Raw genomic sequence first — 18,203 nt, 5'->3', positions numbered from 1 at the left:
GATGGAAAACTATGTTGATGCAATAGATTTTAAAAGATATAGTTCCATTAAGATTGGTCCCATCGTCGATGTTTTAGTTATAAATGAAATAGCAGATTATAGTGAGTACCAAATAATAGGGCAAGGCAATAACATACTTGTCTCTCCTACTCCACCAAAGTTTGCAAAACTTGGCAAGGCTTTTGACTATATAGAACAAAAAGAAGATAAACTACATGTTGGCTGTGCCACAAAATCTGGAAAGCTTTTATCTTATGCAAAAAAGCATGACCTTGCAAACTTTGAATTTCTTGGAAAGCTTCCAGGGAACTTAGGTGGCTTGATTAAGATGAATGCAGGTTTAAAAGAGTGGGAGATATTTAATTATATTGACTCAATCAAAACAAAAGATGGCTATATTAAAAAAGAAGATATAGAGTATGGTTATAGATATACAAATATAGATACTATAGTTTATGAACTTGTTTTTAATATATCAAGTGGTTATAGTAAAGAGATGAATGAACTTTTTACTAAAATGAGAAATAATCAACCTCAAACTCCAAGTGCAGGAAGCTGTTTTAAAAATCCTGTGGGTGATAGTGCAGGAAGATTGATAGAGCAAATTGGATTAAAAGGGTTTAATAAAAATGGTATGTCCTTTTCAAAAGTACATGCAAATTTTTTAGTAAATGATGGTGGCGGAACTTTTGAAGATGCAATATTTTTAATAAATCTTGCAAAAACAAAGGTAAAGTCAGAGTTTAATATCGACTTACAGACGGAAGTTATAATTTTTTAGCTAAAAATATTAATTTTAAAGCTTAAGTGCTTTTAATCTAATTATGTTAGAATTCGTGTTCGAAAAAAATTAGTGGGGTTATTTTTATAGTGAAAAATTTAGTTATCGTAGAGTCACCAGCAAAAGCAAAAACAATTTCAAAATTCCTTGGATCAGATTATAAAGTTATGGCATCAATGGGCCATGTAAGAGATTTACCAAAGTCAAAATTAGGCTTTGACCCAGCAGATAATTTCAAACCCCAATATCTAATTTCCACTGATAAAAGAAAAGTAATTGCTGATTTGAAAAAAGAGATAACAAAAGATACAACTATCTACCTCGCAGCCGATGAGGATAGGGAGGGAGAAGCTATTGCATGGCATCTTATCCCAGCACTTAAAGTTGAAAAAAATCCACTAAAAAGAATAGTATTTCATGAGATTACAAAGGGTGCTATTTTAAAAGCCTTAGAAAATCCAAGAGAAGTAAATCAACATCTAGTTGATGCACAACAAGCAAGAAGAATCCTTGATAGAGCAGTTGGATATGAGCTTTCTCCACTATTATGGAAAAAAGTAAGATATGGACTTAGTGCTGGAAGAGTTCAAAGTGTTGCTGTTAGAATCATAGTTGATAGAGAAAATGAGATTAGAGCTTTTGTTCCAGAAGAGTTTTGGAAAGTAAAAGCAGACTTTATAAATCCTGAATTAAAAACAGAACTTGCAAAAATCAATGGAAAAGCTAAAAAAATAAAAAATGAGCAAGAAGCAAAAGAGATTGAATCTTCTATAAATCAAGGTGATTTTGAATTATATGATATAGAAGAGAGTGAAAGTAAGAGAAATCCTGCAGCTCCTTTTACAACATCAACACTTCAACAAGAAGCTAGTAGAAAACTTGGATATTCAGTAAAACAAACTATGGTAGTAGCACAGCAATTATATGAAGGAAATATTCAAAATATTCCAAATCATACAGGTGGTTTGATTACATATATGAGAACTGACTCCTTAAATCTTTCAGCTGTTGCAACAAGTGCAGCTAAAGAGGTGATTGAAAAAGAGTATGGAGCTGAATACAGCTTAAAAAGTCCAAGAGTGTACAAATCAAAAGCAAAAGGGGCACAAGAAGCTCACGAAGCTATTAGACCTGTTGATTTAAGTTTGAAACCTAGCATGATAAAAGCTTATGTTGATAATGCACAGTATAGACTTTACAGTCTTATTTGGAAAAGAACACTTGCTACTCAAATGCAAACAGCAAAAATAGCAAACACTACATATAAAATAAGTGCAGGAAAAGATAAAGAGTATGAGTTTCAAGTAAAGGGTCAAAGAATTATTTTCCCTGGTTTTATGAAAGTTTATACAGAAGGTAGTGATAATCCTGAATCTGCACTTGATAGCAGTGAAAAGATACTTCCTACTATAAAAGTTGGTACAAAATTAGATTTAGAAAATCTTGATTTAGAACAAAACTTTACAAAACCACCAGCACGTTATACTGAAGCTTCATTAGTAAAAAAACTAGAGAGTGAAGGTATTGGAAGACCATCTACTTATGCTCCTACAATCTCAACTATTCAAGCAAGGGAATATATAACAAAATCTGAAGATAAAAAGTTAATACCAACTCCAACAGGTGAAATAGTAAACTCGTTTTTAACTGATCATTTCCCTCATATTTTAGACTTAGGATTTACTGCAAAAGTTGAAGAAGAGTTTGATGATATTGCAGATGGAAAAATCGCTTGGCAACAAGTTATGCAAGACTTTTATGGTGATTTCAAAAAAACAATAGATGAAAAAGAAGAGAGTGTAAATAAAGAAGATTATTTACAAATAAGAGAAATAGGAACTGATCCAAAATCTGGAAAACCTGTGAGTGCTAGAGTAGGAAGATTTGGACCTTTTATTCAAATTGGAACAAAAGATGATGAAGAAAAACCTCTTTTTGCAGCTATTCCAGACCATTTGAATATGGATACTATTACTATGGATGAGGCTATGTATTTGTTTACTCTTCCAAGGGTTGTTGGACAAACAGCTGAAGGTGAAGATATAAAAGCAAATATTGGAAGATTTGGTCCATATTTACAAGTAAAAACAAAATATTATTCACTAAAAGAAGATGACCCATATAAAATAGAACTGCCACGTGCTTTAGAGTTAATAAAACATCTTGATGAAGAGAAAGCAAAGGCAACAATTAAGAGCTTTGACAAAGAGAAAATTCTTGTACTTGATGGAAGATATGGTCCTTATATAAAACAAGGTAGAAAAAACTATAAGATACCAAAAGGTAAAGATGCATCGTCTTTAGAGTTAGAAGATTGTTTAAGTATTATAGAAAACGATTCAAAAAATACAAAAAGAGCTCCTGCTAAAAAAGCACCAGCAAAAAAAATAGCAGCTAAAAAAACACCAGCAAAGAAAGCTCCTGCAAAAAAAACCACGACTAAGAAAACGACTGCTAAAAAAGAGAAATAATCTTGAAAATAGCAGTTCTTTCTGATAGTCATAAAAAAGTTGATTTAACAAAAGAGGCTATTGACTTTTTAAAATCAGAGGGTGCACAATATTTGATTCATGCTGGCGATTTGTGTTTGCGTGAGAACTTAGAACTTTTAAAGAGTTCTTCTTTACCTTATGTGTGTGTATATGGAAATAATGATAACTCTTTAGTTCATCTTTCAAATGAATTTAAAATAGAAAATGAGCCATATTATTTTAAAATAGAAGATATAAAGTTTAAACTTATGCATCTTCCTTTTTATATGACTGGCGATAGTGATGTTGTCATTTTTGGACACACCCATGAGTTTGAAAGTGAATATAAAGAGGGAACTTTGTTTTTAAATCCTGGTGAAATATGTGCTAGGGAAAAACCTCTGAGCGAGTGTGTATTGTTGGAAATTAACCCAAATGAGTATATAATTAACTATTACTCAAAAAATATAAATGAAAAAGAATTTTTAAAAAAAGAGATAAAATATGAGCGATAATAAAAAAGATAAAGAAATATTTTTATGTGCCATTTGTAATATTGAAAGTGGCACTTGTAATGAAGATTGTAAATTTTGTACACAAAGTGTAAAATATAAAGCAGATATATTAAGATACAAAAGAAAAGAGATAGAGCAAGTTGTAGAAGAGGCAAAAAGAGCAAAGGCAAATAATGCCAATGGATTTTGTTTAGTAACAGCAGGAAAAGGTTTAGATGACAAAAGATTGAAGTTTGTTGTTGAAGCTGCAAAAGCTGTAAAAAAAGAGAATTTAGGACTTATATTAATTGCCTGTAATGGAACTGCAAGTGTTGAACAACTGCAAATTTTAAAAGAAGCAGGTGTTGATGCTTATAATCATAACTTAGAAACAGCAGAAGATTTTTATCCTGAGATTGTTACAACCCATACTTGGCAAGAGAGATATCAAACTTGTAAAAATGTAAAAGAAGTAGGTTTAAGACTTGTGTGTGGTGGAATCTTTGGTTTGGGTGAAACTCAAGAACAAAGAGTCTCTATGCTTGAATCAATAGCTTCTTTAGAGCCTATGAATGTACCTTTAAACTTTTTTCACCCAAATGAGGCCTTGCCAATAGTAAGTAATAGTGTAACAAGAGAAGAGGCTTTTGAGTTAATTACCTTAGCAAGAAAAATGGTTCCAAATGCTATGAAAATCATGGTTGCTGGTGGAAGAGAACTTATGTTTGGTGAAGAAGAATACAAAATCTTTGAAAAAGGTGCGAATGCCTTTGTTATAGGGGATTATTTAACAACTCCAGGAAAATCCCCAATTGAAGATATGAAAGAGCTGGAAAAACTAGGATTTAAAATTAAAAGAGAAAGAGACTAGCCACAGGCATATACATGACAGAAGAAATACTAATAATAATTTCAATTTCGATAATAATATTTATCTCTCCTTTGGTATCGAAATTTACAAAAATACCAACGGTTCCTGTTGAAATTATATTAGGTGCTATTGCTGTATATTTTTCATTTATTGTAGAGCATACAATTTTAGAGCTTGTTGCAGAGCTTGGATTTTTGTATTTGATGTTTTTAGCAGGTCTTGAAGTTGATTTGAAAAAGATAATTAATTCGGACCCTTTTATTCTTAAAAAATCACTTGTTTATAATGCTGTGTTATTCTCTCTATCCTTTTTAATTGCTTGGTATTTTGACTTAAGTAATATATTTGTAGTAACTCTTCCCTTAATATCAATAGGCATGCTAGCAGCCTTGAAAAAAGAGTATGGTGATGAAGACTGGGTCTCTATGGCAATACTTGTAGGTCTTGTGGGAGAGATTGTTTCTATTATAGTTTTAACAACTGTTTCAGCAGGCTTAGAGCTTGGTTTTGGTTGGGAGTTCAGTAAGACGATGATGCTGTTCTTTGGATTTTTGGTAATTTTATTAGTTGTTTATAAAATCTTTCATAATTTATTATGGTGGTATCCTGAGATAAAAAGATATCTAATGCCAGATGATGATCATCAAGAACAAGATATAAGAGTTTCAATGGCTATTTTCTTTTTATTGATTACTATTATGATTTATTTAAAACTAGAAGTTGCATTTGGAGCATTTATTGCAGGAACTTTCATAAAGACATTTTTTGAGCATAATAAAGCACTTCCAACTAAATTGGAACACTTTGGTTTTGGTTGGCTTGTACCAATATTCTTCATATCTGTAGGTGCTTCTTTTGAGATTGAGGCACTATTTCATGATGGACTTTTTATGAAAGCTCTTACAATAGTAGCAGCAATGATTTTTATTAGATTTGTGGCATCATTTTTGTTTATGAAAGAGTTAAAGGGTGGAAGATTTTTACTAATTGGACTATCTCACTCAATGCCACTTACACTTTTAATTGCAGTTACAACATTGGCATACCATAGTCATAGTATTACTCAGTTTTATTACTATGCATTTATATTAGCTTCTATTTTAGAAGTTCTAATTGTAATGATAGTAATAAAACTTCTTACTTATTTCTTATTTAGAAACAATGTAAACCAAGTCATCGTCAAATGATATATCATAAGTAGAAGGCATATCTTCTACTAAAACAACTACTCTGAAAAATTGTTCTTCTTTATGATTTCCAGCTACAAGTTGCTTGAAGTTTGCAGAGTCTAAATCTATTTTTTTAGTAAAAAATGAAACATTTGCTTTAAAATCAACAATTAGCTTTTTTTCATCTTCTAAATAAAACTTTTTCATAATTTTATATTTTGTATTTAAAGTCATCTTATCATTTGAATACTCAACAGTTAAAAATGGTAAAACTTTTAAACTTTTAACTTCCATTTGCATATCATCTTGCATTTTGGGTTCTTCTTGAACTGTCATATCTTCAGGTCTTGGTTTTACATAAATTACAGGACCTCTCTCTTCAAGTTCTTTGGCTTTTGCCATAGCTTTGGCTTTTTCCATTTTTGCTTTTGCAGCTTCTTTTTTTGCAGCTTCAACTTTTTTTAGTGCCTCTTCAAGCATCTTTTCTTTTTTTATTTGAGCCTCTTTTTCCATCTGCTCTTTTTTCATCTCTTCTTCACTCTTGGCAACAGCAGATGGTAAAGGTTTATTTACATCGCCCTCATGTAAAATAGGAGTCATATCTTCAAGTTCAATGTCTTGGTTTTTTTCCATAAACTCAGCAGGATAATTTTGGTCTATTTCCATAAGTCTTGCAACTTCGTCATCATATGCTTTTGTTGGCATAAACGGATTTTCTCTTGCTTGTAAAGAAGCAACTATAAGTAGTGATGTAACAATTAAAGGTAAAGATTTCATTCTTCTGGCTCCAAATTTTTTAATTCAAAATACTCTTTTTGTAATCTCGCATTACTCTCTTGAAGTCTATTTATTTCACTACTTAAATAAGATTTCTTATCTTTTAGTGATTTATAAACCTCAAAAGAATTTACTCCAAAGAGTAAGTTTGCCACATGATAGCTTAGAAAAAGCGTAATAGCAATAGAAATTATTGCTATTACAGTAAATCGTTTTATCTCTTTATTTACATAACGTTTACTTTTCTTTTGCATATTATAATACTATTTTTTAGAAAAAGGTTGTTTCCCTAAATATTCAGCATAAGCAATTTCAGAACCAATTTCTAATAGTCTATTATATTTAGCGATTCTATCACTTCTAGCTGTACTTCCTGTTTTGATTTGTCCACAGTTTAATGCAACTGCAAAGTCTGCAATAAAGGCATCTTCTGATTCACCTGATCTATGTGACATAACACAATTATAATTATTTCTTTGTGCTAATCTAATTGTTTGCATTGTTTCACTAATTGATCCAATTTGATTTGGTTTGATTAAAATTGAGTTTGCAATTCCTTTTTTAATACCTTCTGCTAGGATATTTGCATTTGTTACAAATAAATCATCACCTACTAACTGTACTTTTGAACCTAACTCTTCAGTTAATATTTTCCAACCATCCCAATCATCTTCACTTAAACCATCTTCAATAGATACAATTGGATATTTTGCACAAAGATCAGCATAATAAGCAACTAACTCTTTTGAAGTTAACTCTCTGTTTTCTGATTTTAGTACATAAAGACCTTTGTCATTAATGATTTCAGATGCGGCAACATCAAGTGCTATTGCAATTTGTTCACCAGCTTTATATCCAGCTTTTTCAATCGCTGTCATAATAACTTGGATTGGTTCTTCATTTGATTTTAAATTTGGAGCAAACCCACCCTCATCACCAACTGCTGTACTTTCACCCATCTCATCAATTACTTTTTTTAAGTTTTGGTAGATTTCAGCTGTTGCTCTTAGTCCTTCGTTGAAGTCTTCAAAACCAATTGGCATAATCATATACTCTTGAAAGTCAACTGAGTTATTCGCGTGCTCTCCACCGTTGATGATATTAAACATAGGTACAGGCATAGTCATTGCATTTGCACCACCAAGATATCTGTATAATGGAATTTGTAAAGATGCAGCTGCAGCTCGGGCTACTGCCATAGAAACCCCAAGTACAGCATTTGCACCTAGATTTGAGTAGTTGGCAGTTCCATCAATATCTTTCATAGTTGCATCAACTTCTGCTTGATTGTAAGGGCTTAAGCCAATTAGCTCATTTGCAATTTCAGTATTTACATTTTCAACTGCTTTTAAAACACCCTTTCCTAAAAACCTGTCATCTCCATCTCTTAATTCTAAAGCTTCTCTTTTACCAGTACTTGCACCACTTGGAACAATTGCACTTTGTTTTGTACCATCACTTAAAATAACTGTTGCTCTAACTGTTGGATTTCCTCTTGAATCTAATACTTCATCAGCATAAATGTTATCAATAAATACCACGTAGGTCTCCTATAAATATTTAAATTTCTTAGATTTTATCTAAAAAATTATTTTAAAGTTCTTTTATGGTTTTAGGTATTTGGGATTATTAAATGTAGTTGTATATTATGAGTTATGTAAGAGTTGAAATTCTAATCTAAGAGAAAGTCTCTTAGATTAATCTTCACCATCTTCTGAGGTTTCATCACCTTCAAATGGTTCAGTATCGTTTACACCCATAGCTTCAAGAATTTTATCTTCAATTTCTTTGGCTATTTCAGGGTTGTCTCTTAAAAATACTTTTGAATTCTCTTTTCCTTGACCAATTTTACTATCATTGTAGCTAAACCATGCGCCTGCTTTATCAACGATATCAAGTTTAACCCCATAATCAACAAGTTCACCCATTTTTGAGATACCCTCTCCAAACATGATGTCAAACTCTGCTTGTTTAAATGGAGGTGCTACTTTATTTTTTACAACTTTTACTTTTACTCTATTTCCTATAGAGTTTTCAGCTTGTTTAAGTGTTGCTATTCTTCTAATATCAAGTCTAACAGAAGAGTAAAATTTAAGTGCATTCCCACCTGTAGTAGTTTCTGGACTTCCATATCCTGTCATACCAATTTTCATTCTGATTTGGTTGATAAAAATTACAGTACAGTTCATCTTGTGTAAAATACCAGTTATTTTTCTTAAAGCTTTACTCATAAGTCTTGCTTGAACACCAACTTGTTGGTCATCCATATCCCCATCAATCTCTACTTTTGGAGTAAGTGCTGCAACTGAATCCACAACAATTAAATCAACAGCTCCACTTCTAATAACAGTTTCAAGTATCTCTAAAGCTTGTTCACCAAAATCTGGTTGAGATACAAGTAAGTTATCTGTATCAACACCTAAATTCTTAGCATAAACTACATCAAGTGCATGCTCTGCATCAATAAATGCACAAACTCCACCTTGTCTTTGAGCTTCAGCTATTGCATGTAAAGTTAGTGTAGTTTTACCTGATGACTCAGGTCCATATATCTCTATTACTCTTCCCTTTGGTAATCCTCCAACACCTAATGCCAAATCAAGTCCTAATGAACCTGTGCTAATAGATTCTACTGGAATAGTCTCTTTATCTCCAAGTCTTACAAGTGAGCCTTTTCCAAAAGCCTTGTCAATTTGTTTTATAGCTAAATCTAGTGATTTCTTTTGATTTTCATCCATATTTTTTTCCTACTGGTTGTTAATTTTGTATAATTTTATCAGAAATAGTTTTAATCGTGAAAAACTATTGCAATTTGTAATAGTTTTTATTCTTGATTTTTTTTATTTAACTCTTCATCAATTTTTTGAACAGTTTCAATTGTTTTAATATGGGAAGTAACTCTCTTTTTCATAGTGAACTTCTTTATGTGTTTAGCAAGTATTTTTGTATATTTTTTATAGTTTCTTGAACCTTTTTCAAAGCTGGCAAGTTTTTTCTGAATTTTTATAATATCTTCTGAAATAAAATTTTCTGACATAAAATACCTAATTTTTAATTTATTAAATTATTACATATTTGCTCTTAAAATAAAAGTTAAATAATATATTAGGTAAAATAAAACAATTATAATAAAGGGCTGTAAATGTTTAATGAGAAAAATATTTTAATTACTGGTGGAACTGGAAGTTTTGGTAAAAAGTTTACTAAGATGATACTTGAAAGGTATAAACCAAATAAAATTATAATATTTTCAAGAGATGAACTCAAGCAGTACGAAATGTCTCAAGACTACAATGATAAGTGCATGAGATACTTTATTGGAGATGTAAGGGATGCCAATAGACTTAAAAAAGCTATGAATGATGTTGATTATGTTATTCATGCAGCAGCCCTTAAACATGTGCCAATAGCTGAATACAATCCAATGGAATGTATAAAGACAAATATTGATGGAGCACAAAATGTAATAGATGCTGCCATTGATAATAGAGTTAAAAAAGTAATAGCTCTCTCAACTGATAAAGCAGCCAATCCCGTTAACCTTTATGGGGCTACAAAATTAGTATCCGATAAACTTTTTGTTGCAGCAAATAATCTTGTAGGTAAAAGAGATATCTCTTTTTCGGTTGTTAGATATGGAAATGTTTTAGGCAGCCGAGGTTCTGTTGTTCCTTATTTTGAAAAATTAATCAAAAGTGGTGCCAAATCTCTGCCAATAACAGATGAAAAAATGACAAGATTTATGATAACCCTTGAACAAGGTGTTGATTTTGTCCTTAAAAACTTTGAGCGTATGAAAGGTGGAGAGATCTTTGTACCAAAAATTCCATCTATGAAAATAGTTGATTTGGCAAAGGCTATGGCTCCTAACTTACCCCTTGATATTGTAGGAATTAGACCTGGTGAAAAACTTCATGAAATAATGTGTCCCTCAGATGACTCACATCTTACAATTGAGTTTGAAGACCACTTTGTAATAGGACCAACTATAAAATTCCATTCTGTGCGAAATTATAATGAAAATAACTTAGGTGAAAAAGGTCTTCAAGTAGAGCAAGGGTTTGAATATAATTCAACTAAAAATGATGAATGGCTAGATGAAAAAGAATTTTTAAATTTAATAAAAAAGATTTAAATTTTATGAATTTTATTCCATATAGTAAACAAAATATTTCTAATGAAGATATAGAAGCAGTAGTTGAAACTTTAAAAAGTGATTATTTAACTACAGGACCAAAAATAAAAGAGTTTGAAGAGGCTCTTTGTGATTATACAAATGCTAAATATTGTATATCTGTATCTAATGGAACTGCAGCTTTACATTTGGCTTCTCTTGTGTTATTAGACAAAGATGATAAAGTTCTTACAACTCCAAACTCCTTTTTAGCAACCTCAAATTCGATTCTTTATGTTAATGCAAAACCAATTTTTGTGGATATTTGTGAAGATGGAAATATAGATTTAGATTTATGTGAAGAAGAACTAAAAAAAGACACCTCAATAAAAGCTATTTATGTGGTACATTTTTCAGGACATAATGTTAATCAAAAAAGATTAAAAGAGTTAAAAGAAAAATATGATATCAAAATATTAGAAGACTGTGCACACTCTATTGGTGCAGTTAATGATAGCGTAAAGGCTGGATCTTGCGTAAATAGTGATATCTCAACTTTCTCTTTTCATCCGGTAAAAGGTTTTACCACAGGTGAGGGTGGAGCTATAACTACAAACTCTAAAGAGATTTATGAAAAACTATTAGTTTTGAGAAATCATGGAATGAAAGCAAACCCTGATATTGCACCTTGGCATTATGATATGGCTGAGTTAGGTTTTAATTATAGACTTACAGATATATCTTGTGCTTTAGGCATCTCTCAATTAAAAAGATTAGATGACTTTTTGGAAAAAAGAAGAACTTTAGCAAAAAGATATTGTGAGATTTTTAAAAAGTATGATTTTATAAAACCAATATATGACTTTACTCATGGGTCTGCTTATCATCTTTTTGTAGTAAATATTGATTTTGATAAGTTTGATACTGATAAGAAAGATTTTGTCCTTAAAATGAGAGAAAAAAACATAGGTTTACAGTTTCATTATATACCAATTAATAAACAACCATATTACCAAAACTTAGGTTATGGAGGAGAAAAAACTTTTATTATGGATAAGTATTATAAAGAGACTATCTCTTTACCTCTTTATGTAAATTTGACAAATGAAGAACAAGATTATGTGATTACTTCAATTCTAGAGGTTTTAGATGTCTAAGTGTGTTTGTATAATACCTGCTCGTGGTGGTAGTAAAAGAATTCCTAAAAAAAATATAAAAGATTTTTTTGGTAAACCTCTTATTTCATATACAATTGAAACTGCTTTAGCGTCAAAGTTATTTGAAAAAGTTATTGTTTCAACAGATGATGAAGAAATAGCAAAAATAGCAAGAGAGTATGGTGCAGAAGCTCCTTTTATAAGACCTCGAGAATTAAGTGATGACTTTACAGGAACAGGAGCTGTTATATCCCATGCTTTGTCTTTTTTAGAAGCTCAAGGTGAAAAGTATGATTTTGTTTGTAGTATTTATGCCACCGCTCCATTACTTCAAGTAAAATATTTAAAAGAAGGTTTTGAAAAACTTCAAAATAGTGATGCTATTAACTCCTTTAGTGCTACTTCTATGCCTTTCCCTATTCAGAGAACTTTTAAAATCAAGAGTGATAGATGTGAGATGTTTTGGCCTGAAAACTTTTCTAAACGAAGTCAAGATTTAGAAGAAGCTTATCAAGATACTGGACAGTTTTATTGGAAAAATCTACATAAAAAGTCAAGTGATGTGATGTTTGGAAAAGATTCCATTCCTATTATTCTTCCTCGGCATTTAGTTCAAGATATTGATACTTTGGAAGATTGGGAGAGGACTGAATATTTGTATCAAGTTTTAAATCAAGATATATATGATAAATGGAATAATTTAAAAAAAAAGCTTCAAAAAAAAGATGAAATAATACATTTCAAAGAAAATGAGATATATTTTATTTCAATAGGCCAAAATATTGGTTTTGAATCTTATGGAAAGGATAGTTTATTTTTAAGACCTGTATTAGTATATAAAAAATTAAGTAAGCAAACATTTATTGGTATTCCTTTGACTTCAAAAGAAAAAGAAGGTTCTTATTATTTTTCATTTAGTTATAAGCAAGGAAAAAAATCTACGGCAATGTTTAATCAAATGAGAATATTTGATATTAAAAGAACAGAGTATTATAGTGGTAAAATAAGTAAAAATACAACAAGAAATTTAAATATAAAGTTACAAGAGTTTATGAAGTTTACCTCTTCGAAAGAAGAGGATCGGCCAACTAGGGCTAAATATAAAAGTATTCTAGCAAAAGATGAGTATAATGTCAAATAAGATAAAAAACATACTTATTCGAGCTGATTCTTCATCTAAAATTGGTATTGGACATATTATGAGGGATTTGGTTTTAGTTAAACAATATTCTAACTCAAATATAACTTTTGCTTGCCAGGAATTAGATGGAAATATAAATAGTAAAGCTATAGAATCAGGTTATAATTTAAAAATATTAAATTCAAATGATGTAGAAGAATTAGATGATTTAATAAAAAGTTTGAATATAGATTTTCTAATCATTGACCATTATGGTATTGATGAAATTTTTGAAAAACAATTAAAGATTCAAAATTTAAAATTAAAAATTTTAAGTTTTGATGATACTTATGAAAAACACTATTGTGATATTTTATTAAATCATAATATTTATGCACAAGAAAAAAAGTATAAGGATTTAGTGCCAGATACTTGTGAGTTAAGATGTGGTGAAAAATATATTTTAATACGAGAAGAGTTTAAATATTATGAGCAGCTAAGAAGAAATAAATCAAAAAATAAGAAAATATTAATAGCTTTTGGTGGAAGTGATTTTGATAATATTTCTTTAAAAGTTTTAAAAAGTTTAAAAAAGAAAAAAGATATAAAAATTTATCTTTTGACAACAAAAGCAAATAAAAATATAAAAAGTCTAAAAAGTTATATAAAAGGTTTTGAAAATATAAAACTGATAATAAATAGTAAAAATGTAGCTAAGCTAATTCATAAAACAGATTTAGCAATAGTAAGTCCTAGTACAATACTACATGAAATAATATATTTAAATAAAGAGTTTATAGTCATACAAACAGCTACAAATCAAAAATTTATGATGAAGTATTTAAGGAACAATAAATATGCTTGTATGAAAAGGTTTTCTAAAAAGAGTTTTTTAGAAAAGTTTGAGGTAAAGATATGAATAAGGTAGTACTAAAAGATTATCTTTTATTATCAAATGAAGAGCATAAAGAACTTTTGAACATAAGAAATAAAGAGTATATAAGAGAAGTCTCTTTAGATACTAATATAATAAAGTTTGTAAATCATATAAGTTTTGTAAAGGGTTTAAAGAATAGTGATAAAAAGTTTTTTGCCATAATATCTGATGATAAAATCATTGGTGGGGTCAATGTCTTTGATATAAATAAAGATATTAAATGGGGAATCTTCTTTTTAGATGAAGCAAATATTATCATCAAATCCATAGTTCCTCTTTACTTTTTAGAGTATATTTTTAAAACTTATAAAAAAGAAGAGATTTTTTTAGATGTTAAAAAAGAGAATATCAATACAATATCTTATGATAAAAACTTGGGCTTTAAAGTTTTCAAAGATGGTGATAAAATAATATCTATGAAGATGAATAACTTAGAGTTTGAAAAAGCAAAAGAAAAACACTTTTTAAAAAGAGTGATGAGACAGTTTAAAAAGTTTGATTTTGAGATGATTTCTTATGGGGGAGTTGAAGTTTGAAAATAGGGAAGTTTGATTTTACTACAAATAAAACATATATAGTAGCAGAACTTAGTGCAAATCATAATGGCTCTTTACAAACTGCCCTTGATACAATAAAAGCTGCAAAAGAAACTGGAGCTGATGCTATTAAAATCCAAACTTATAGAGCTGATACCATAACTTTAGATTGCAAAAAAGATGACTTTATGATAGATGGTGGAACTTTATGGGATGGAAAGAGTCTTTATGAACTTTATGAAGAAGCTTATACTCCTTGGGAGTGGCATGAAGAACTTTTTTCTTATGCAAGAAGTCTTGATATAGATATATTTTCAACTCCTTTTGATAAAAGTTCTGTTGATTTTTTAGAGCAGTTTAATCCAAGTGCTTATAAAATAGCCTCTTTTGAAATCACTGATTATGAACTTGTGGAATATGTAGCTTCTAAAATGAAACCTATAATTATAAGTACAGGAATAGCTACATATGAAGAGATAGAAGATGTGGTAAATATCTGTAAAGGTGTTGGAAATAAAAACATCATACTTTTAAAATGTACAAGTGCATATCCAGCACCAATGGAGTTGGCAAATTTAAAGATGATACCTGACATGGCTGAAACATTTGGAGTGATAAGTGGGTTTTCAGACCATACTATTGGAAGTACTGCTCCTATAGCTGCTGTCACACTAGGAGCAAGAGTTATAGAAAAACATTTTATCTTGGATAAATCTATTGGAGGACCTGATAGTGAGTTTTCAATGGATAAAGTTGAATTCACAAAAATGGTAAAAGATATAAGAGATACAGAAAAGCTTTTAGGAAGAGTTGATTATAGACTTGATGAAAAAAGAGAGTCTCAAAGAAGATTTTGTAGAAGTTTATATGTATGTAAAGATATAAAAAAGGGCGAAACTTTTTCACAAGAGAATATAAAAAGTGTAAGACCAGGGTATGGTAAACATCCTAAATATAAAAAAGATATAATAGGAACAAAGGCAACAAAAGATTATACTTTAGGTGATAGAGTAGAGTAGGAGAGAAGATGGTAGAGAAAATAGAGCAAATAATATGTGAAACACTTGTAGAATTAAATGATGAACTAGAGAATGAAAACTTTGAAAATCCTACAAGTAAAACAAAACTTTATGGAACTAATGGCATGGACTCCCTAGCTTTAGTATCTTTTATTACTGATTTGGAAGAGCGAATTAGTGATGAATTTGATAAAGATATTGTTTTAGCTGATGAAAAAGCAATGAGTGCTAAGACTTCTCCCTTTAGAAGTGTTGAGAGCCTAACAATTTATATTAAATCACTTTTGGAAGAGTAATGAGTCAAATCATAGTTATAACAGGAACATCAAAAGGAATAGGGCAATCTTTAGCAAACTATTATTTAGAAAATGGTGAGATAGTAATAGGTTGCTCAAGAGGTGAGACTTCGATAAAGCATGAAAACTATAGACACTTTTCTTTAGAAGTAAATGATGAAAAAGCAGTTATAAAGATGATTCGAGCTGTAAAAAAAGAGTTTGCTAAAATCGATATCTTATTAAACAATGCTGGAATGGCATCTATGAATCATATTCTTACAACCTCTGTATCAAGTGTAGAAAAGATATTTGCTACAAACTTTTTAGGAACATTTATATTCACAAGACAAGTTGCAAAAGTGATGATGAAACAAAAGTATGGAAGAATAGTAAACTATACAACTGTTGCAAGTGCTCTTAGGCTTGAAGGTGAGGCAATATACGCTGCAAGTAAAGCAGCAATAGAAAACTTTACACAAACCTCTGCAAAAGAGCTATCAGCTTTTAATATAACAGTAAATGCCATAGGACCAACTCCTGTTCAAACAGACCTGATAAAAGCAGTTCCAAAAGAGAAAATAGATGAACTTTTGGCAAAACAAGCTATAAAAAGATTTGGACATTTTGATGATATAAAAAATGTGATTGATTTTTTTATTAGTAAAAAAAGTGACTTTATTACTGGACAGATAATATATCTTGGTGGAGTTTCTAACTGATGAATTATTTATTTGATAAATTCTCTATTTTTAAAGAGTTAGATGCCATTATAATTGAGAATAAAAGCTACTCTTATGAAAATTTGTTAGAAAAGATTTTTGAGTATAAAAAGATATTAGAAGATAAAATAGAAGCTTCAAGTGTAGTTGCTATTTTAGGTGATTATTCCTTTGAAAATATAGCTTTGTTTTTTGCTTTATATGATAATAAAAATATAATAGTGCCCATTACTACAAGTTTAGAAAAACTGCAAAATAAGTATATGGAAGAATCATTTTGTGAATATAGTATAAAAATAGATAGTGAAATAAAAATAGATAAATTAGCTGTAAATAATTCCCACGAGATGATAAAAACTCTAAAGAAAAATAAAAACTCTGGGCTAGTACTTTTTTCAAGTGGAAGTACTGGTAAACCAAAAGCTATGATACACAATCTTGATAATTTAATAGAGACATACAAAGACAAAAGAGCAAAAGCTATGAATATGTTAGTTTTCCTTATGTTTGATCATATAGGTGGCTTAAATACACTTTTTAATGCACTTTCAATGGGTGCTTGTTTAATCATTCCTAAAAATAGAGATGCTAAGACAATTTGTGAGCTTATCCAAGATTATAAAATCATGGTGTTGCCTTCTAGTCCTACATTTTTAAACCTTATTTTAATCTCAGGTGAATACTTAAATTATAACTTACGAACTCTTCGAATGATAACTTATGGAACAGAAGCTATGCCTGAATCTCTTCTGATAAAACTAAAAGAGATATTTCCAAGAGTAAAATTTCTACAAACCTTTGGTACAAGTGAGACAGGAATTAGCACTACAAGTTCCAAGTCATCTGATTCTTTGTATATGAAACTAGAAGATGATAATCAAGAGTATAAAATAGTAGAAAATGAACTTTGGCTTAGAAGTAAAACACAAGTTTTAGGATACTTAAATGCCAACATGGACTCTTTTACAGATGATGGTTGGTTTAAAACTGGCGATTTAGTAGAAGAGTTAGAAGATGGCTATCTAAAAATCATAGGTAGAGGTAAAGAGGTAATCAATGTAGGTGGAGAAAAAGTTCTACCTGCTGAGGTTGAATCAGTTGTTTTATCTATGAATGAAATAGATGATTGTATGGTTTATAGTGAACAAAATGCAATCACAGGACAAACAGTAGTATGTGATGTGGTTTGTTCAAAAGAGCTTGATAAAAAAGAGTTGAAAAAGTTAGTTAGAGCTTTTTGTAAAGGAAAGTTAGATAACTATAAAATACCTACAAAAGTAAATTTAGTAGAGAAAACTAATTTTTCTGATAGATTTAAAAAAATAAGAAGAAAAGAGCCATAATGAAAAAAGAGAAAATAGTATTAACTTACGGGACTTTTGATATGTTTCATGTTGGTCATTTAAGACTTTTAAATAGATTGAAAAACTTGGGAAATAAGTTAATAGTAGCTGTTTCAAGTGATGAATTCAACGAAATAAAAGGTAAAAAGACACTTATACCTTATGATCAAAGAGCTTTAATAGTAGAGCATATAAAATGTGTAGATATGGTGATACCTGAGCACAACTGGGAACAAAAGGTTTCTGATATAGAAAAATATGATGTTGATATTTTTGCTATGGGAAATGACTGGGAAGGTAAATTTGATTTTTTAAAAGAGCATTGTGAAGTTGTATATTTACCAAGAACTGAAAATATTTCAACAACACAATTAAAATTAGAGTTAAATAAATTTTTAGATATTTATGAAAAATAGG

General features: G+C 29.9%; 20 protein-coding genes and 1 pseudogene. 16 read left to right on the top strand and 5 right to left on the bottom strand.

Annotation, left to right across the window (positions count from 1 at the left end; all coding sequences use genetic code 11):
- Position 1: 1 nt before the first annotated feature.
- From ACNI28_RS05640 to ACNI28_RS05620, 5 genes are all read left to right on the top strand, one after another.
- Positions 2-781 carry a UDP-N-acetylmuramate dehydrogenase gene (locus ACNI28_RS05640; protein WP_419766245.1) on the top strand — a complete coding sequence of 260 codons (780 nt, stop codon included), beginning with the start codon at positions 2-4 and terminating at the stop codon, positions 779-781.
- A gap of 89 nt (positions 782-870) precedes the next feature.
- Positions 871-3,252 (top strand): type I DNA topoisomerase, encoded by a 2,382-nt coding sequence (gene topA / locus ACNI28_RS05635; RefSeq protein WP_419766244.1) that lies wholly within the window; start codon positions 871-873, stop codon positions 3,250-3,252.
- Between the two features lie 2 nt (positions 3,253-3,254).
- Positions 3,255-3,767, top strand: coding sequence for a metallophosphoesterase family protein (locus tag ACNI28_RS05630; RefSeq protein ID WP_419766243.1), 513 nt, complete (start codon positions 3,255-3,257; stop codon positions 3,765-3,767).
- Positions 3,757-4,617 carry a biotin synthase gene (locus ACNI28_RS05625; protein ID WP_419766242.1) on the top strand — a complete coding sequence of 287 codons (861 nt, stop codon included), beginning with the start codon at positions 3,757-3,759 and terminating at the stop codon, positions 4,615-4,617. The genes ACNI28_RS05630 and ACNI28_RS05625 overlap by 11 nt, the downstream gene beginning before the upstream one ends.
- Positions 4,618-4,631: 14 nt before the next feature.
- Positions 4,632-5,804, top strand: coding sequence for a cation:proton antiporter (locus ACNI28_RS05620; protein ID WP_419766241.1), 1,173 nt, complete (start codon positions 4,632-4,634; stop codon positions 5,802-5,804).
- Here ACNI28_RS05620 and ACNI28_RS05615 read toward each other — a convergent pair.
- The 5 genes from ACNI28_RS05615 to ACNI28_RS05595 all read right to left on the bottom strand — a co-directional run bounded on the left by ACNI28_RS05615 (position 5,766) and on the right by ACNI28_RS05595 (position 9,600).
- Positions 5,766-6,563, bottom strand: a complete 798-nt coding sequence (locus ACNI28_RS05615) for a hypothetical protein (RefSeq protein ID WP_419766240.1) — start codon at positions 6,561-6,563, stop codon at positions 5,766-5,768. The genes ACNI28_RS05620 and ACNI28_RS05615 overlap by 39 nt on opposite strands.
- Positions 6,560-6,817 carry a septum formation initiator gene (locus tag ACNI28_RS05610; RefSeq protein WP_419766239.1) on the bottom strand — a complete coding sequence of 86 codons (258 nt, stop codon included), beginning with the start codon at positions 6,815-6,817 and terminating at the stop codon, positions 6,560-6,562. The genes ACNI28_RS05615 and ACNI28_RS05610 overlap by 4 nt, the downstream gene beginning before the upstream one ends.
- 9 nt (positions 6,818-6,826) lie before the next feature.
- Positions 6,827-8,104 (bottom strand): phosphopyruvate hydratase, encoded by a 1,278-nt coding sequence (eno, locus tag ACNI28_RS05605; RefSeq protein ID WP_419766238.1) that lies wholly within the window; start codon positions 8,102-8,104, stop codon positions 6,827-6,829.
- 156 nt (positions 8,105-8,260) lie between these two features.
- Positions 8,261-9,301 (bottom strand): recombinase RecA, encoded by a 1,041-nt coding sequence (gene recA, locus ACNI28_RS05600; RefSeq protein WP_419766237.1) that lies wholly within the window; start codon positions 9,299-9,301, stop codon positions 8,261-8,263.
- An 86-nt stretch (positions 9,302-9,387) separates the two neighbouring features.
- The gene (locus ACNI28_RS05595) at positions 9,388-9,600 is read right to left on the bottom strand and encodes a hypothetical protein (protein WP_419766236.1); all 213 of its coding nucleotides are present in this window, start codon (positions 9,598-9,600) and stop codon (positions 9,388-9,390) included.
- Positions 9,601-9,705: 105 nt separating this feature from the next.
- Between ACNI28_RS05595 and pseB the strand changes: the two genes are divergently transcribed.
- The 11 genes and pseudogenes from pseB to tagD all read left to right on the top strand — a co-directional run bounded on the left by pseB (position 9,706) and on the right by tagD (position 18,202).
- A complete protein-coding gene (gene pseB / locus ACNI28_RS05590) occupies positions 9,706-10,698 on the top strand; it encodes a UDP-N-acetylglucosamine 4,6-dehydratase (inverting) (protein ID WP_419766235.1) in 993 nt (330 codons plus the stop codon).
- A gap of 5 nt (positions 10,699-10,703) precedes the next feature.
- On the top strand, positions 10,704-11,834 hold the full coding sequence (gene pseC / locus ACNI28_RS05585; protein ID WP_419766234.1) for a UDP-4-amino-4,6-dideoxy-N-acetyl-beta-L-altrosamine transaminase: 1,131 nt from the start codon (positions 10,704-10,706) through the stop codon (positions 11,832-11,834).
- Positions 11,827-12,510, top strand: a pseudogene (gene pseF / locus ACNI28_RS05580) (pseudaminic acid cytidylyltransferase); the annotation flags it as partial. The gene pseC and the pseudogene pseF, both read left to right, overlap by 8 nt.
- Positions 12,490-12,975, top strand: coding sequence for a type II toxin-antitoxin system PemK/MazF family toxin (locus ACNI28_RS05575; RefSeq protein WP_419766453.1), 486 nt, complete (start codon positions 12,490-12,492; stop codon positions 12,973-12,975). The pseudogene pseF and the gene ACNI28_RS05575, both read left to right, overlap by 21 nt.
- Positions 12,965-13,873 (top strand): UDP-2,4-diacetamido-2,4,6-trideoxy-beta-L-altropyranose hydrolase, encoded by a 909-nt coding sequence (gene pseG / locus ACNI28_RS05570; protein ID WP_419766233.1) that lies wholly within the window; start codon positions 12,965-12,967, stop codon positions 13,871-13,873. Before ACNI28_RS05575 ends, pseG begins: the two co-directional genes overlap by 11 nt.
- The gene (locus ACNI28_RS05565) at positions 13,870-14,427 is read left to right on the top strand and encodes a hypothetical protein (protein ID WP_419766232.1); all 558 of its coding nucleotides are present in this window, start codon (positions 13,870-13,872) and stop codon (positions 14,425-14,427) included. The genes pseG and ACNI28_RS05565 overlap by 4 nt, the downstream gene beginning before the upstream one ends.
- On the top strand, positions 14,424-15,446 hold the full coding sequence (pseI, locus tag ACNI28_RS05560; protein ID WP_419766231.1) for a pseudaminic acid synthase: 1,023 nt from the start codon (positions 14,424-14,426) through the stop codon (positions 15,444-15,446). Before ACNI28_RS05565 ends, pseI begins: the two co-directional genes overlap by 4 nt.
- An 8-nt stretch (positions 15,447-15,454) precedes the next feature.
- A complete protein-coding gene (locus tag ACNI28_RS05555; protein ID WP_419766230.1) occupies positions 15,455-15,742 on the top strand; it encodes a hypothetical protein in 288 nt (95 codons plus the stop codon).
- Positions 15,742-16,443: an SDR family NAD(P)-dependent oxidoreductase gene (locus tag ACNI28_RS05550; RefSeq protein WP_419766229.1), complete on the top strand. Its 702-nt coding sequence runs from the start codon at positions 15,742-15,744 to the stop codon at positions 16,441-16,443. Before ACNI28_RS05555 ends, ACNI28_RS05550 begins: the two co-directional genes overlap by 1 nt.
- Positions 16,443-17,786 (top strand): ANL family adenylate-forming protein, encoded by a 1,344-nt coding sequence (locus ACNI28_RS05545; protein ID WP_419766228.1) that lies wholly within the window; start codon positions 16,443-16,445, stop codon positions 17,784-17,786. The genes ACNI28_RS05550 and ACNI28_RS05545 overlap by 1 nt, the downstream gene beginning before the upstream one ends.
- The gene (gene tagD, locus ACNI28_RS05540) at positions 17,786-18,202 is read left to right on the top strand and encodes a glycerol-3-phosphate cytidylyltransferase (protein WP_419766227.1); all 417 of its coding nucleotides are present in this window, start codon (positions 17,786-17,788) and stop codon (positions 18,200-18,202) included. Before ACNI28_RS05545 ends, tagD begins: the two co-directional genes overlap by 1 nt.
- The last annotated feature ends 1 nt before the right edge of the window (position 18,203 follow it).

It is taken from the genome of Arcobacter denitrificans (SeqCode) (assembly GCF_048571185.1).
Lineage (GTDB): Bacteria > Campylobacterota > Campylobacteria > Campylobacterales > Arcobacteraceae > Arcobacter > Arcobacter denitrificans.
Note: the sequence above shows the minus strand (reverse complement) of the source record. Positions and strands in the feature narration are given on the sequence as shown.

Bases quoted from the DNA above. Each gene is read 5' to 3' on its own strand.
- tagD (WP_419766227.1), top strand. From the start codon at position 17,786: ATGAAAAAAGAGAAAATAGTATTAACTTACGGGACTTTTGATATGTTT.
- pseC (WP_419766234.1), top strand. From the start codon at position 10,704: ATGAATTTTATTCCATATAGTAAACAAAATATTTCTAATGAAGATATA.
- ACNI28_RS05545 (WP_419766228.1), top strand. From the start codon at position 16,443: ATGAATTATTTATTTGATAAATTCTCTATTTTTAAAGAGTTAGATGCC.
- ACNI28_RS05615 (WP_419766240.1), bottom strand. From the start codon at position 6,563: ATGAAATCTTTACCTTTAATTGTTACATCACTACTTATAGTTGCTTCT.
- ACNI28_RS05625 (WP_419766242.1), top strand. From the start codon at position 3,757: ATGAGCGATAATAAAAAAGATAAAGAAATATTTTTATGTGCCATTTGT.
- ACNI28_RS05550 (WP_419766229.1), top strand. From the start codon at position 15,742: ATGAGTCAAATCATAGTTATAACAGGAACATCAAAAGGAATAGGGCAA.
- ACNI28_RS05595 (WP_419766236.1), bottom strand. From the start codon at position 9,600: ATGTCAGAAAATTTTATTTCAGAAGATATTATAAAAATTCAGAAAAAA.
- ACNI28_RS05640 (WP_419766245.1), top strand. From the start codon at position 2: ATGGAAAACTATGTTGATGCAATAGATTTTAAAAGATATAGTTCCATT.
- ACNI28_RS05555 (WP_419766230.1), top strand. From the start codon at position 15,455: ATGGTAGAGAAAATAGAGCAAATAATATGTGAAACACTTGTAGAATTA.
- ACNI28_RS05620 (WP_419766241.1), top strand. From the start codon at position 4,632: ATGACAGAAGAAATACTAATAATAATTTCAATTTCGATAATAATATTT.
- recA (WP_419766237.1), bottom strand. From the start codon at position 9,301: ATGGATGAAAATCAAAAGAAATCACTAGATTTAGCTATAAAACAAATT.
- pseB (WP_419766235.1), top strand. From the start codon at position 9,706: ATGTTTAATGAGAAAAATATTTTAATTACTGGTGGAACTGGAAGTTTT.
- ACNI28_RS05565 (WP_419766232.1), top strand. From the start codon at position 13,870: ATGAATAAGGTAGTACTAAAAGATTATCTTTTATTATCAAATGAAGAG.
- pseG (WP_419766233.1), top strand. From the start codon at position 12,965: ATGTCAAATAAGATAAAAAACATACTTATTCGAGCTGATTCTTCATCT.
- ACNI28_RS05610 (WP_419766239.1), bottom strand. From the start codon at position 6,817: ATGCAAAAGAAAAGTAAACGTTATGTAAATAAAGAGATAAAACGATTT.